At 34.2% G+C, this 14,638-nt stretch carries 16 protein-coding genes and 2 pseudogenes; 12 read left to right on the top strand and 6 right to left on the bottom strand.

Annotated elements, in window-relative coordinates; genetic code table 11:
* Nucleotides 1–82 precede the first annotated feature (82 nt).
* The 4 genes from VF726_RS19775 to VF726_RS19760 all read left to right on the top strand — a co-directional run bounded on the left by VF726_RS19775 (nt 83) and on the right by VF726_RS19760 (nt 4,001).
* The gene (locus VF726_RS19775) at nt 83–1,102 is read left to right on the top strand and encodes a nuclease-related domain-containing protein (protein WP_440171363.1); all 1,020 of its coding nucleotides are present in this window, start codon (nt 83–85) and stop codon (nt 1,100–1,102) included.
* A gap of 6 nt (nt 1,103–1,108) precedes the next feature.
* Complete coding sequence (locus tag VF726_RS19770) at nt 1,109–1,675, top strand: hypothetical protein (RefSeq protein ID WP_440171361.1); 567 nt, start codon at nt 1,109–1,111, stop codon at nt 1,673–1,675.
* A 212-nt stretch (nt 1,676–1,887) separates the two neighbouring features.
* Nucleotides 1,888–3,615, top strand: coding sequence for an S-layer homology domain-containing protein (locus tag VF726_RS19765; protein WP_440171430.1), 1,728 nt, complete (start codon nt 1,888–1,890; stop codon nt 3,613–3,615).
* A 239-nt stretch (nt 3,616–3,854) separates the two neighbouring features.
* A complete protein-coding gene (locus tag VF726_RS19760) occupies nt 3,855–4,001 on the top strand; it encodes a BC1881 family protein (protein WP_440171359.1) in 147 nt (48 codons plus the stop codon).
* Nucleotides 4,002–4,421: 420 nt separating this feature from the next.
* Here the strand turns inward: VF726_RS19760 and VF726_RS19755 are convergent, their stop codons facing one another.
* On the bottom strand, nt 4,422–4,628 hold the full coding sequence (locus tag VF726_RS19755) for a DUF3903 domain-containing protein (protein WP_440171357.1): 207 nt from the start codon (nt 4,626–4,628) through the stop codon (nt 4,422–4,424).
* Between the two features lie 141 nt (nt 4,629–4,769).
* On the opposite strand from VF726_RS19755, the gene VF726_RS19750 reads away from it, so the two are divergent.
* The gene (locus VF726_RS19750; RefSeq protein ID WP_440171355.1) at nt 4,770–5,183 is read left to right on the top strand and encodes an NUDIX hydrolase; all 414 of its coding nucleotides are present in this window, start codon (nt 4,770–4,772) and stop codon (nt 5,181–5,183) included.
* A gap of 12 nt (nt 5,184–5,195) precedes the next feature.
* On the opposite strand, the gene VF726_RS19745 is transcribed toward VF726_RS19750, so the two are convergent.
* The gene (locus VF726_RS19745; RefSeq protein WP_000578956.1) at nt 5,196–5,873 is read right to left on the bottom strand and encodes an LrgB family protein; all 678 of its coding nucleotides are present in this window, start codon (nt 5,871–5,873) and stop codon (nt 5,196–5,198) included.
* Nucleotides 5,870–6,235 carry a CidA/LrgA family holin-like protein gene (locus tag VF726_RS19740; RefSeq protein ID WP_166704072.1) on the bottom strand — a complete coding sequence of 122 codons (366 nt, stop codon included), beginning with the start codon at nt 6,233–6,235 and terminating at the stop codon, nt 5,870–5,872. Before VF726_RS19740 ends, VF726_RS19745 begins: the two co-directional genes overlap by 4 nt.
* A 152-nt stretch (nt 6,236–6,387) precedes the next feature.
* Between VF726_RS19740 and alsR the strand changes: the two genes are divergently transcribed.
* Nucleotides 6,388–7,293 (top strand): acetoin biosynthesis transcriptional regulator AlsR, encoded by a 906-nt coding sequence (gene alsR, locus VF726_RS19735; protein ID WP_440171352.1) that lies wholly within the window; start codon nt 6,388–6,390, stop codon nt 7,291–7,293.
* Nucleotides 7,294–7,356: 63 nt separating this feature from the next.
* Here alsR and VF726_RS19730 read toward each other — a convergent pair.
* Nucleotides 7,357–7,955 (bottom strand): annotated as a pseudogene (locus VF726_RS19730) (histidine kinase).
* Between the two features lie 175 nt (nt 7,956–8,130).
* On the opposite strand from VF726_RS19730, the gene VF726_RS19725 reads away from it, so the two are divergent.
* The 3 genes from VF726_RS19725 to VF726_RS19715 all read left to right on the top strand — a co-directional run bounded on the left by VF726_RS19725 (nt 8,131) and on the right by VF726_RS19715 (nt 10,636).
* On the top strand, nt 8,131–8,697 hold the full coding sequence (locus tag VF726_RS19725) for an ABC transporter permease (protein WP_440171350.1): 567 nt from the start codon (nt 8,131–8,133) through the stop codon (nt 8,695–8,697).
* Nucleotides 8,698–8,787: 90 nt separating this feature from the next.
* Entirely contained in the window at nt 8,788–9,699 is a 912-nt protein-coding gene (locus VF726_RS19720; protein WP_140420296.1) for an ABC transporter ATP-binding protein, read from the top strand.
* Nucleotides 9,692–10,636 (top strand): ABC transporter permease, encoded by a 945-nt coding sequence (locus VF726_RS19715; protein ID WP_440171348.1) that lies wholly within the window; start codon nt 9,692–9,694, stop codon nt 10,634–10,636. Before VF726_RS19720 ends, VF726_RS19715 begins: the two co-directional genes overlap by 8 nt.
* 40 nt (nt 10,637–10,676) lie before the next feature.
* On the opposite strand, the gene VF726_RS19710 is transcribed toward VF726_RS19715, so the two are convergent.
* Both VF726_RS19710 and VF726_RS19705 read right to left on the bottom strand, forming a co-directional pair.
* Nucleotides 10,677–11,822, bottom strand: coding sequence for a M20 peptidase aminoacylase family protein (locus tag VF726_RS19710; RefSeq protein WP_440171346.1), 1,146 nt, complete (start codon nt 11,820–11,822; stop codon nt 10,677–10,679).
* Between the two features lie 91 nt (nt 11,823–11,913).
* Nucleotides 11,914–12,822 (bottom strand): EamA family transporter, encoded by a 909-nt coding sequence (locus tag VF726_RS19705; protein WP_440171344.1) that lies wholly within the window; start codon nt 12,820–12,822, stop codon nt 11,914–11,916.
* A gap of 325 nt (nt 12,823–13,147) precedes the next feature.
* On the opposite strand from VF726_RS19705, the pseudogene VF726_RS19700 reads away from it, so the two are divergent.
* The 3 genes and pseudogenes from VF726_RS19700 (at nt 13,148) to VF726_RS19690 (ending at nt 14,612) form a co-directional block, all read left to right on the top strand.
* Nucleotides 13,148–13,291, top strand: a pseudogene (locus VF726_RS19700) (peptidase T).
* Between the two features lie 16 nt (nt 13,292–13,307).
* Nucleotides 13,308–14,015, top strand: coding sequence for a cytochrome c-type biogenesis protein CcdA (gene ccdA / locus VF726_RS19695; RefSeq protein ID WP_440171342.1), 708 nt, complete (start codon nt 13,308–13,310; stop codon nt 14,013–14,015).
* A 90-nt stretch (nt 14,016–14,105) separates the two neighbouring features.
* Entirely contained in the window at nt 14,106–14,612 is a 507-nt protein-coding gene (locus tag VF726_RS19690) for a CcdC family protein (RefSeq protein WP_440171340.1), read from the top strand.
* Nucleotides 14,613–14,638: the final 26 nt, after the last annotated feature.

The raw sequence follows: 14,638 nt of genomic DNA, 5'->3' as shown, positions 1-14,638 counted from the left end.
AAAAAATATAAGAATAACATAGTATAATGGAGTAGAAATATGTATGGAAAATAGTAGGGAATGAAATGAAGGAGAAAAATATATGGATTATGTGCTAATGGGTGTAATTTTATTATTATTAGCTGCAGTATTCGTGCTGTTTTATAAAAATAAACAGCTAGAATCAGAGAGCCAGCAAGTAGAATTTGAAAAGAAACAAGCAATTGAAACGTACGAAAATGAAATTGCAGCTACGGTTACAGAACATAAAGAACAACAAAATACATTGAAAAATATGGAACAGAAGAAATACAGTGATTTACAAATAAGTGCAGCTAGAGAACTTGAAAATATGCGTATGATGAAAAATCAATTAGCTGTGCAACATAGTAAAGAACGCAGTGAAATGCAAGAAAAACATAGTAACGAAATACATATGTTTCAAAAGTTAATTGCAGATTTGCGAGAGTATACGAAAAATGGAGCTGAAGTGAGTACACACGAAACATTACAATATATGAAGCGTGGTTTCGTAGAGCAAGGCATAATACTACATAATGAATTTCATATTATGCCGAATGTTTTTATTAGAAATCAGCATGGAGGAAATGATCTTCGAATTCATCATCTCGTCTTAAGTAAAACGGGTATGTATGTAATTGAGACGAAAGAATGGACAGGGCACTTAATTCATGGCATAACGAAAGAAAATGCTAGTATATATTCATTTATGATTGATGAAATTGGCAAGTATCAACAAGAGATGGAGAAAGAAGAGACGTTTGCATACATTACAGGTGAAGATTCATTAACGATACAAGTGAAAAATGAAGGGAATCCAGTATATAGAGCGAAGAAACTATCGCATATTCTATACAATTGTTTGAAAGAACTGCAAGTTAATATTGTAAAGGAAAACGTAAAACCGATTGTATATTTTTATAATGAGAGCGGGAAAGAAGTGCTGGATCTTTCTGAAGAAAAAACGCCGAGATTAAAAGATAGAGAGCAAATTGTAACGTTCTTCAGAAATGAGATCTTAACAGGGAAAGTAATATATACAGAGCAAGAGTTAGAAAAGCTTAGAGAAACTATTAATCGAATGAATTATATAATGAATTAAAAAGAGGTGGGCTTTCTGAGTGCTATATTAAGGGGTATTTTGTATGTTTACTTTTGTTTGTATGTACTAATGTATACTGCGTTTATTTTTATTATTGATATGGTACATACGTCATTAAGTGTAACGAGTATTTTTGTAGTAGTCATGCCATTCGTTTTATTAATTATGATTCAAAAGTCTAGCTTATATGTTTCTAAAAATTGTAATGAAGAAAAGAAGAAAATGTCGGGAGTGGTAATAGTAGCACTCATTCCGTTAATAGTGTGTACTGCACAATTAAGTATGAATACATACACTTCAAAGTTTAATCAAGAGCGATGGTTACATGTCGAAGAGAAACGGGTACATATGGTAGATAATCTAATACAAAAATATAAATTAACAGGAAAATCAAATGAAGAAATTACAAAATTGTTAGGAGCTCCTACTGAAACGAGAAATGGAGAAGGCGGGGTTATCACTTCGTACTATCTGGGAACTGAACGAGGCTTTATTCCTATAGATAGTGAACATCTTGTTTTACAATTTGATAGAGATGGTAAAGTTATGGAATATAAGGTGCAAAGAGATTAAAGAACCGTAGAGAAGCTATATATTATAGCTTCTTTTTTATATTCCAATATAGTAAATGTAGGAAAATAGTAGTCATTCCTATCTATACGAATTGGGATGAGTCTGTTATATTGTAAATGGTTATGTTACTTAATAGTTTACTATATAACCTATATTTTGGTTGAGGAGGGGGAATTTAACACGAATTTAATTACGGCGTGTTAAGTATTATGATGAAAAAAAGATTTTATAATGTTTTAGCTGCATCGATTGTATTTGGTACGGTAACGATTCCAAATTATTCCTATGCTAATGAACTTGAAAAAACAGTAGCAGTTTCAACTGATGAACAAGCTTTAAAAAGTATTGAAAACCATATGAAGGATGAAGATGGTCGTGGAGAGGACAAGGGAGTAATAAATGAAGTGCAAGGTGAGTTTCTTGTACATATAGTGAAAGAAGTACCTTTATATGATTCTAGTGATTTTCAAAAAGAGACAGGGTTTCGTATTTCGAATCAAGTCGTAAAAGCTGAGAAGAGAAAGGGAAACGCTTACTATGTTCAAACTTCATCGGGTACGGGATGGATACAAAATAGTGATGGAAATGTAGAGGTTAAAGAAATTCACCCGTTATTAAGTGAAAAGTTAGTTATTAATGAAGAAAGCTCTACTTACTCTGAACCATTTACTTCATACAAAGAAGAAAATGTAATGGAGCCGCAAACTATTCAAGCAATTGGACAGGCGGGAGAATGGTTCCAAGTAAAAATAAATAATGAGATGAAATGGATTCATTCACCTTCAGCAAAATTTGAAGGAACAAAAGCTTCGCTTATTCAAGATACAACGTCAACACGTACAAAACGTGCAGCAGCTATGTATGCTGCGCCAATAGAAGAGAAAACAACGGATATTTATGGTATAACTTTAAAAGAAATGATTGTACCGAAAGGAAATGACAATATTCGTCCTGGTTATGCGATGAATCCGAAGTATATTACGATTCACGAGACAGATAATTACAGTGTTGGGGCAAATGCTAGAAACCATGCAATATATTTATATAATCAAGCAACGGGAACGGAAGATCGTTCAGCGTCTTGGCACTTTACAGTAGATGATAAAGAGATTTATCAACACCTTCCATTAAACGAAAATGCTTGGCATGCCGGAGATGGAGCAGAAGGAACTGGAAATCGAGAATCCATTGCGATTGAAATTGCTGTAAACGAAGATGGTGATTATAATAAAGCTGTTGAAAATGCTCGTAAATTAGCAGCTTATTTAATGGGAGAATTACATATTCCTATAGAAAATGTGAAGAAGCATCAATTTTGGAGTGGTAAAAATTGTCCCGCCATTATGATTAAAAACAATGCGTGGGAACCATTTTTACAAGGAACAAAAGCTTATTATGATGCGAACCATAAAGATGATATAACAGGCGGGTGGTACGAAGCAGACATTCGTGAATTAGATAAGCGTGGCATTATGGTTGGAGACGGGAAAGGTTCTTATTGGCCAGATCGTCTCGTAACGCGTGGTGAATTCGCGAATTTCATTTCAAGATCATTGCAGTTACCTGAAGGATCATCGAATTTTAATGATTTAAATACAGCACATCCATCGCTAATAGACGGTATTAATCGTGCAGCAACTGCCGGGATAATAAGTGGTAGAGGGAATGGGACATTTGCTCCAAATGATACGATTAAACGAGATGAAGCTGTTATCATGATTGACCGTGCACTGCAATATAAAAAAATTAAAGGTAACTTAGTTCCGTTACCATTCTCGGATCAAAATTTAGCATATGATAAACAAGCTGTACAACGTGTTTATGGATTAGGTATTGTAAAAGGAAATGAAAATAATGAATTTATGCCGAAAGGTTCTGCAACGCGTGGAGAATCGGCAGCATTTATTAATAGAATGTTAAATGTAATAGAAAGTAAATAATGAAAAAGCATTCGCGATTGCGAGTGCTTTTTTATTTTTCAATACGTTACAGAAGGGAGAGAAGAGTTTTAGGGGGAATAAGGAATGAAAGCGGAGGTGATGCATATATATAGATGCATTGGGTTATTTTTACCGTGCATAAACGGGTAGCTCAATTATAATCAGTGCGGAGTGGACTGAAGGTCTACTGATTAAAGTTTTACTGTGTCATATTGTATAAATGAAAAGGAGGTAAGACGGTGAAAACTATACCGACTGAAGCCCTGAGTAAAGAATTGATGGAAAGAGAAGGGGTTATATCTATTACAGTAAAAGAATTTGAAAAGATAGAAGTAGCTGGAGTAGTAGTCGCTGGTCCTGCGGTAATTTTGATTAATCAAGACTAAGTACATAGTATCAATTTAGAAAAGTGTGAAAAGCATCTGTCCAGGGTGCTTTTTATTTGTATGGCTTTGAAGTGTTCACCAATTAGGACACCTATGCTATTGATGGAATAAAAATAATATAGCAAACTAATATGTTTTACGAATGAATTATGTAAGTAATTCATATTTCCCATATAAAAGGATTTGCTTTAATATAATGAGTGTAAAGTTCGAGTATTCGAAGTGCTACTTGAATTATATCCCTATCCCTTTTCTAAAAATGCGAACAAGTTTTGCCCTATTCTATTCAATAATTAATTGCATAGAAATATATTGTTCGATGACCATTATGGAACGTACATAATGGGAAAATCCCGATCCTTAAAGAGGATGCCCCTAATCTTCATGTGAAAATATGATCGGATAAGAAAGCTGACCAATTTATGGTCGGCTTTCTTTTTGTTCAAAAGTTATTTCTTCTTTAATTTCTGTGTGCAATAATAAAGCTTTTCCGAAACGACGTTTACATTCCGCACGCACTTTTTCAATGGCTAGTAGCTGAGTAGTGGCGGGAACTGTTACGATAGCTTGGCGAGGTTTTCGATTTTCTTCACAAAAGACACATTCCACAACATATTTAGAAATCATATTTTCATCCTTCCATTTTTCATTTCTAAGAAGGGATTGCCTTTGAAGTTGATGTAATCTTTCGTCATTGTTTTACTATTTTCCTCTTTTTTCAAGGGGAAAATAAAAAAGAGGACGAATAGTAGTAGGGGAGGGATGTATATGGAAAGATGGATAGGTTGTGCAGCAGTATGCGTAAATGAAAGAAATGAAGTTTTAATGGTGTTGCAAGGGCGAAAGGATGAAGAAAAAAGGTGGTCTGTTCCAAGTGGCGGGCTTGAAAAGGGAGAAACACTAGAAGAATGTTGTATTCGAGAAGTTTGGGAAGAAACAGGTTACGATGTGGAAGTTGTAAATAAAATATACGAAAAAGAGGGTATTACATACGGATTTCCTGTATATGTTCATTATTATGTCGTTAAAAAAATAGGCGGTAGTATGAAAATCCAAGATCCTGATGAGTTAATACATGAAATTGCATGGAAAAGGATAGATGAAATAAAGGAATTAACGCTATCTTTCCCGGAGGATTATGAGATTTTAAATAAATATATAAATAAAAAAGCGAGTGTTTAAACACTTGCTTTTTTAATGTATCCACGATAAGAAAAGCGGAACGATAACTAAACTAGCTCCTGCTGTTAAAAGCATAGATAAACTTGCAATCGTTCCTTCTACAGGGCCGATTTCGAATGCTTTTGATGTACCGGTTCCATTTGCGCTCGTGCCTAACATAATACCTTTTGCGAGCGCTGTTTTAATACGACATATACGTATGAGAGAAGGACCGAGCAATGCCCCTGTTAACGCAGTTAAAACAACAAATACGGCTGTTAATTGTGACATACCACCGATCATTTCTGAAATGGCCATTGCAATTGGTGTCGTTACAATATGAGGTGCTAAACTATGTTCTAACGATGAATCAATTTGAAAATAATTTGCTAGTAGTGCTGAAGTAATAACTGATAAAAATGAACCGACAATGACATTAAGTAAAATAGCTATTCCATGTTTCTTAAGTAAATCAAAGTATTTATAGATTGGCCATGCAAAAGCAACTGTTGCAGGCTTTAATAATTCTGTTAACCATTGACCACCTGTTTCATATGTTTCATAAGGCGTATCTAGTCCAAGTAATAAAGCAATTAAAATAATAGGGCAAACGAGAAGAGGAGAAAGTAAGCTCCAATTCCAGCGTTGATACATTTTCTTCGATATCCAATATGTGAATAGTGTTAATAATAAACAAAGAAAGCCGATCATTGTACGGATCCTTTCCGCTTTAGTAGCAATTCTGTTAAGAGTCCTGTAGCTAGAGTGACACAAAGTGTACTAATCATAATAATTAAAATGAGATCGATTCCATATTGTGATAGTGTATCTTTGTAGCGTATGACAGCGACTGCAGAAGGAATGAAAAATAAAATAAGTTCTTTTAATAAAAAGTCTGCTCCATCCTGTATCCACTCTTTTTTCACTAGGTTAAATTTTAATGAAATTAATAATAAAAAAATACCGATTATACTTCCTGGAACTGGGAGGTGTGCCTGTTTTGCAATCCATTCACCTGTCCAAGCGAAACAAAATAATAATAAGATTTGTCCGCTTAATTTCCACCATTTCATACAGTAACCACCTCTTTCTTTTTTTACATAAAAATTGTAAAAAAGAATTAACAATTTCTACTATACGTTCATTCAAAAAATTTGTCTAATATATAAATTATATGTTATTAATATATTAGATGTATTAATCGAAAGTGAAAAGGGTGTCCAAAATGGAATTACGGCATTTGCAATATTTTGTTGTAGTGGCAGAGGAGTTGCACTTTGGACGAGCAGCTGCTCGTTTACAAATGACACAACCACCGCTTAGTCAACAAATTCAGCAATTAGAAAAAGAAATGGGAGTTATGTTATTTTCAAGAACGAAGAGAAAGGTTGAATTAACAGAAGCTGGTGAAATGTTTTTAAAAGAAGTAAAAAAAGCGTTTGAACAAATTGAAAAAGCAGTAGAGATTGCACAAAGTGCCCAAAGGGGAGAAGTGGGCTCACTTTCAATTGGTTTTGTAGGTGCGGCGATATATGATATTTTACCATCTATCGTAAGGGAGTATAGAAAGAAATTTCCGAGAGTGTCTGTTGCACTACATGAACTGTCAACACCAGATCAGGTGCATGCACTTCACGATAACCGTATTGATATTGGTTTTTTACGTCCGCCAATTCCAACACAATTACTAGAGTTAGAACCAATTCAAAGGCTTTCTTGTACGTTATGTTTACCGAAGGCACATCCACTTGCTGAAAAGGATGAAATACATATTGAAGATTTAAGAGACGAACCGTTTGTATTTATTACAAGGCCCGTATGGCCAGCGTTATACGATACAATTTTATCACTTTGCCGTGACGTCGGGTTTAGTCCACATATTGTACAAGAAGCGACGGAATATCAAACAGTTATGGGACTTGTAGCGGCAGGAATTGGAATTACGGTAATACCTGTATCGGCAAATAAATTGTATAAAACCGAGGTCGTATATAAAGAGTTATGTGATTCGAATTTTGTTGCAGAAATGTCAGTAGCGTACAAAAAAATGAATACTAATCCAGAACTTTTAGAGTTTTTGAAAATTTCAAGAGAGAAGAAGAGAATAGAAGTTGAGGATGAGATTAATTAATTTATTTAAAAGTACACCTCGTTAAACACTAAAGCGGAAATGCAATAGTATTACATTTCCGCTTTAGTGTTCTTTTTTTAGTTCTATACTAAAGAGATAAACATGTTCGTTTTCTTTCAAGAGTATATCAATACTCGAATCTTCATCAATTGTAGGGACGCTTACAGTTTCTTTATTTGTTTGGATGACCGCTGCTAAAATTGTTTTTTGATTGTATTTTAAGTTTTTAGTAGATTGGATTGTAGTAGTTGCAGAACTATTTATGCCTAGGGATCCTCTTGCGGGACGAGCGTTGAACCACCTTCAATACTCATATACCATTGACCTTTCTCTTGTATATCTTTATCAAATTGGAAATGCGGTGGTATAAAAGAAAGTTTCACTTTCTTTTTTGAAAAATGAGAGGTAGCAATGTAAGCAATTTCTTTTGTTTTTTTACCATTTTGATAATAATCAATTGTAGCATGTATTTCATCTTTTTCATTTTTTAGTGTAACGTTGTAAAACATGCTGTTTCCTTCTTGAAAAGGGGTCATTTTTAAAATAGAGGATTGCTCTTCTGTTAATTTGTATGGCTCAGCAATGGCAACTTCATTATTTTTAAGTGGGTTACAACTGGTGAGAAATAATAAAAACAAGATTGATAGTAATTTTATACGCATGCAACACCCTCCTTTTTACAATTATATTCTAAATATGATTTTTTTACCATTTTTGTTTTCTAGGACTAAAGACTTAGAAACAATTCAGATTGTAGTGCGATGTTTAAAATGTCATATTTTTATACACTAGTAGTATAGAATGAGTTTGTTATGAAGTAAGGTAGGGGAAGAACATATGTCTTTATGTCAGTTAGTGAGAAAAAATATAAGAACATTTGCTGCCAAAAGGATGAAGCAATTTATGTGGATCGCTATGAGTACTATGGTTTTGTTTTTTATGATATCGCTCCAATTTAATGAAGAGGCTATTGGGGAATTAGGGACTACATTTTTATTTCAAATGTGTTTTTACACGCTGTTTCTTATATTCATTGTTATATGTATTTTTACTACATATAAAATAACGTTTTCTCTTCTGCAAGTGAGGAAAGAGGAAATGAAATCTTATGTAGCAGAGAATAGGAACGTACTATGTGTATTATGTCAGGAGCAATTATTCATTTATGGCGTAGCGTTTGTTTTTGGATTAGTTAATGGGATGTTATTTTTGAAATTATTTACGATTATTTTTATGAAAATAGCCGGAATACAAGGGATAAATAGTGCACCGATTACAATATATGCAATAGTAGTAGTTAGTATAATTATGATCGTTATCCTTCTATTATCGATGGTGCAATGTTTTCGATTTGTTCAAAGTTTACAAGATAAAAATTCGTTTCATTTCAAGGAAAAGGCATGAGAAATCATGCCTTTTCTTATTTTACACATAAAAATAATCATGTTACAGTGTAAAGACCTGACAAAGAATGGGAAGGAAAGGTTGTATAGCATGACAAATGAACAATCGATTGTAAAGGTTGAACGATTAACGAAGCGAATCGGTTCAAAGACACTTGTAGAAAATATTAGTTTCGAAGTTAAAAAAGGTGAAGTAGTTGGTTTGCTCGGACCAAATGGTGCTGGGAAAACGACTTTAATGAGAATGATGGTCGGCATGATTCGTATGACAGAGGGCGAAGTTTGGATTGACGGTCAATCTGTAAAACAGCAATTTGAAAGTACTGCTTCGAAAATTGGAGCAGTAATTGAGACACCGGAATTTTATCCTTTCTTGAGTGGCTATGAAAATTTAACATATTTCGGACGAATGAATGGTAATGTGACAGAAGAACGTATCGATGAAGTAGTGAAATTACTAGGGATGGGACAAGTAATTGATCGTAAAGTAAAAGCGTATTCACTCGGCATGAGACAACGTTTAGGCATAGCTCAAGCGCTTATTCACGATCCAGATGTATTGATATTAGATGAACCAACGAATGGATTAGACCCTAGTGGAATACATGAGATGAGAATGTACATAAAGAAAATTGCGCATGAACAAGGAAAAGCGGTACTTGTATCTAGTCACTTGCTTTCAGAAGTTGAATTAATGTGTGACAGAGTTATCATTATTCAGCACGGAGAATATGTCGCGACGCAAAATATTCAGCATAATCAAAGTGAAGAGATGGAGACAATCCGTATACGTGTAGATGATGCGAATAAAGCAGCAGAAATGTTAGAACAAGATGTTTTAATAAAAGGTAATGACCTACTTATTCATGTAAAAGATGAAGAAATCCCAAATGTTATTCGTACATTGCTTGAGAAAAACATTCAAGTGTATCGTGTATATGAAGAAAGAAAAACGTTAGAAGAGCAATTTTTAGAATTAACAGGGGGAAAAGATATTGTTTAATTTAGTGTATAACGAACTGTATAAAATATTTAAGCGAAAGCGAACGATTATTCCATTTGCAGTTATTGCAGTATTAATAATCGGATTAGGATGGGTTACGGTAAAGTATTTGGAACCGGAAACAAAAGGATGGAAAGCGGATTATACAGAAAGAACTGTAGAAATTGAGAAAAAGCTAGGCATGAAAAAAGAAGCTATTTTAGCAGAACGATCTGGGGACGAGCTTGTAAAGGAATATCAGCTTAAGATGAAGTACTTAGACACAGATACAGCACCGGCAAGTAGTTCTCCGCTTTCTTTCATGAGAGATACAGGTTTTATCGTATTTCCAATATTACTCCCGTTTATCCTCGTGTATGCAAGTACAATTTTTGCGAATGAATATAGCTGGGGAACATATAAATTTTTAACGATACGACCAGCAAGTCGCTTTAAAATTTTGACAGCCAAATTTTTAGCAATTGTGATATTTGCAGCGTTATTGTTTATATTTAATATGATTTTCTCCACTTTATGTGGACTAGTTATTTATAAATTCCAGCAGCCTGCATGGAGCGAGTTTATTTTCCAAGATGGAAATATTATAAAACAAAATATTTTTGTAGAAGCTAGTAAGTATTATATTTTATCTTGGTTGCCGACGATTGTGTACGCAGCCTTTGCATTTATGATTTCTGTGTTAACAAGATCTAGTGGAGGCGCGATTGGTATTTCACTATTTCTTGCTTTATCTGGAAACATCGCATTACTAGCAGCAACTAGATATGATTGGGCGAAATATTTATTGCCAGCAAACACAGATTTATACAGTATTTCAAAGAATGGCAGTTTTATTGATGGAGTAACGTTCCCGTTTGCTTCATGTATGCTACTACTTTATTTAGTCGTATTTTTAGGTATTTCTTATACTGTATTTTTAAAACGCGATTTAACTTAATAAAAATGAGCCGTTAAGTATCTCTTAACGGCTCTCTTTTTTATGCAAATTGTTTAAGTGCTTTTTCAGCTAACAAAGCGAAGTATTCTGCGCTTATAGGTAATGCCCGCTCGTCTACTGTAAAGCCTGGATGATGCCATTCATGTGTACCACCCGTTCCCATAAAGACGAATGAACCAGGTATTTCTTGTTGATAAAAAGAAAAATCTTCTCCGGCCATTGACGGGGTAGGAGAGATGATATTTAAATTCATATTTTCGGCAACTTGAGTCGATAAGTTTGTTAGAGATGTATCGTTATGAACAGCAGGAGGACCTGCATAAAAACGAAATTCTGTTTTTACATCTAATGCATCAGAAATACCTTGGATAATGCGTTTCATTAGTGCTGGAATCTTTTCGCGTGTTTCCGTTTGGAATGTACGTACAGTTCCTTCTAGCGTTGCTTTTTCAGGAATAACGTTCCACGTATTTCCTGAATGGATGTTTGTGACACTGACGACGGCATTATGTGAAGAACTTATATTTCGGCTTACAATTGTTTGTAGTGCCATCACAATTTGAGAAGACGCGACAATAGGGTCTACCCCAGCATCTGGTACAGCTGCATGTGTACCAACTCCGTGAATTTCAATTTCGAATCGATCAACCCCAGCCATCAGTGGACCATCTTTAATACCGATTGTACCGACTGGTAAATCAGGTTTATTATGCATACCGAAAATAGCTTGAACGCCATGTAAATGCCCGGCTTCAATGACTTTGCAAGCACCATTACTACTTTCTTCAGCTGGCTGGAATATAAAGCGTACCGTTCCGCTAAGAGAAGATTCCCTTTCCTTTAATAAATAAGCGGCACCTATAATAGCAGCTGTATGAAAATCATGCCCACAAGCATGCATCCTACCGTGAATTTTTGAAGCGTACGGCAAATTTGTTTCTTCTTGAATAGGAAGGGCATCAATATCAGCGCGGATTGCTATAAGTGGTCCGCTATTATTCCCTGAAATTTCAGCAATAACGCCTGTTTCTAAATTAGAATTTATAATTGTGATGTTTTTCTCTTCTAACCAATTTTTTATAGCTTTCGTCGTTTCAAATTCTTCGTATGATAATTCTGGATGCTCATGTAAATTTCGACGAATAGAAATTAGCGCCTCAGTTAATTGCTCTCGATTTGCTGCCACTTATAATGCCCTCTTTCTTAAATAAAGTATTTACATTAAGTATACTATAATAAGAAAAGAGAGGATTCTCAAATGAAAATCCTCTCCCGTTTTATGCTGCCAATTTTTTGTGTGTATGATGTTTACGATAACGTCCACGCATTGCGTAGGCAATTTGCGGGATTGCAATACCGATTAAAATAAGTGATACACCGAACCATTGTGAAGATAGCACAGCTTCTTTTAAAACGAATACAGACATAATTGTTGTAACCGGTAGTTCTGCTGCACCAAGAATAGTCGCTAAGCCAGAACCGATCTTTGGAATACCAATTGTAAAGGCAATAGAAGGAATAACAATACTAAATGTTCCTAAACCTAAACCGTATTTCCAAAGTCCTTCAGAAATTGCACCGTTAAAAATAAATGTTGGCGGGAATACAATCATTACTAAAGTTAAAGCGCCAGTCATTAAGAGAACACCGCGCGGTAATGAAGGTACTTCAACAGCAACTTTTCCGCTCACGAAAATGTATGTTGCGAATGTAACAGCAGATAATAAACCTAGTATAATTCCAGTCATATCGAAATCGCCTGCTGATTTTTCTAATAAACCACTTGATAAAAATGTACCTGCAAGTAAGAGAATAACGGAAATCACCTTTTCTCTTGAAGGTAATGTTTTTGTTGCGACAGCTTCAATAATAATTCCGACCCAAACGAATTGGAATAAAAGTATAATTGCAATAGATGCTGGTACAGTTTTTAATGAAGCATAATAAAAAATTCCAGTGAAACTTGCAGATGTACCTGCAACGAATAAAATTAACGCTTGTTTTAATGGAACACGATGTCTAGAAAATAGAAGTGTAATAGCAAGCAAAATAATCCAACCGAACAAATATTGGCTGCCAATTACCTCTCCAAGTGAAAATCCTTCTGCATATGCAAGCTTAACGAAAATAGCTAAAATCCCATAACTACACGCCCCTAATAAAACTAAAAGAGAATAACGAAGCATGAAAAATTCCTCCCATCTATATGAAATTGTTCCTAACGGACATATATAACTAGAGGGAAGTATACAAAATTAAAAATGAAGGGTCAAATAAAAGAAAAGTGTGACATTTTATAGAATAATAATAAAAGTATGATATTTATGCATAATCTTGAAATTAGTAATAATAGAAGTATTATAAAATCAGCTTCGTATTGTATAAAGACAGCATTTGAAAAAAATATTTTTTAAGCAATATATATGTAGACGTACTCGTATCGTGCTAATCATTTGAGAAACTATGTTACCTTTGTTATGTTAATACCATTAGAGAGGTTTTGTAGTCTAATTGAGATTTTTCTATATAATAGAAGGAAATGAAAACGTTTTTTTAGAAGCAGTGTGAAAGGGTAGTTTTTCTTATTATCACGTTGGAAAAGTGATTTCACGAATTGTTCATAGTATTTTTATATGTTTTTGCTACAATATGTAAGGAGAGGAGTGGAATAATGCAAGATATTAGTATTTTTTTAGCGTTTGGTGCTGGGTTTTTATCATTTATTTCCCCATGTTGCTTACCGCTTTATCCGGCATTTTTATCGTACATAACAGGTATGTCGGTTTCTGAGTTGAAAGAAGAAAATGCAATGCTTCGCAAAAGAAGTATGATACATACAGCGTTTTTCTTACTTGGATTTTCAATTATATTCATTGCAATTGGATTTGGTACAAGCTTTATTGGAGGCATCTTTACAGATTATAAGGATTTAATTAGACAGTTAGGTGGTATATTTATCATCGTGTTCGGTCTTGTTATTGTCGGTGTGTTTAAGCCGAAATTCTTAATGCAAGACCGTAAATTTACGTTTAAAAATCGTCCGAGTGGCTATTTTGGATCTGTTTTAATTGGAGTGGCATTTGCTGCAGGGTGGACACCTTGTACAGGACCTATTTTAGTATCTGTCATTGGATTAGCAGCAACGAACCCAGAATCAGCAATGATTTATATGATTGCATATATACTTGGATTTGCTATCCCATTTTTCGTGCTATCATTCTTTATTACGAAAATGTCTTGGATTAAAAGAAATAGTATGAAATTCATGAAAATCGGGGGATATGTTATGATTGTCATGGGTATCTTCCTATACTTTAACTGGATGACGAAAATTATCGTATATTTCTCAAGTTTATTTGGTGGTTTTACCGGTTTTTAGTATTATTCTGTGAAAATGTTGGAAATACTAACGGAAAAGCATATAATGAAAGTATATTTTGCATATAGCCACAAAAAAGGATGAGAAAATATGAACATAGTTGTTTTATCCAGTATCGTTGCTGTTTGTATGGCTGTCGGTGCGATGTTTATTCGTTTAAAAGCAGCTAAGAAACCTGCAACATTGAAAAAAATTATACTTCCACCATTTTTTATGAGTACGGGAGCATTGATGTTTGTTTTTCCAGAATTTCGACTAACTCCAGCAGAAATATTAGAAGCAATTGGCGTCGGTTTGTTTTTCTCTATTTTTCTTATTAAAACATCTAAATTTGAAATTAGAGGGCAAGAGATTTATTTGAAGCGTTCAAAAGCATTTGTTTTTATATTAATTGGATTACTGGTCGTACGGATTGTATTTAAAACATACTTAAGCCAATCCCTTGATTTAGGACAACTTAGTGGTATGTTCTTCTTACTGGCATTTGCGATGATTGTGTCATGGAGAATTGCCATGTACCGTTCCTTTACGAAATTACAAAAGGAAATGGAAAAAGAAGATGGTTTTTTTAATGAAAAAGATATGAAGTTAACTTAAAAACTGTATATGTATAAAATAAAAAG

This window comes from Bacillus sp. Brlt_9 (assembly GCF_051948935.1).
Taxonomy (GTDB): Bacteria; Bacillota; Bacilli; order Bacillales; family Bacillaceae_G; genus Bacillus_A.
This window is presented reverse-complemented; position numbering and strand designations above follow the sequence as displayed.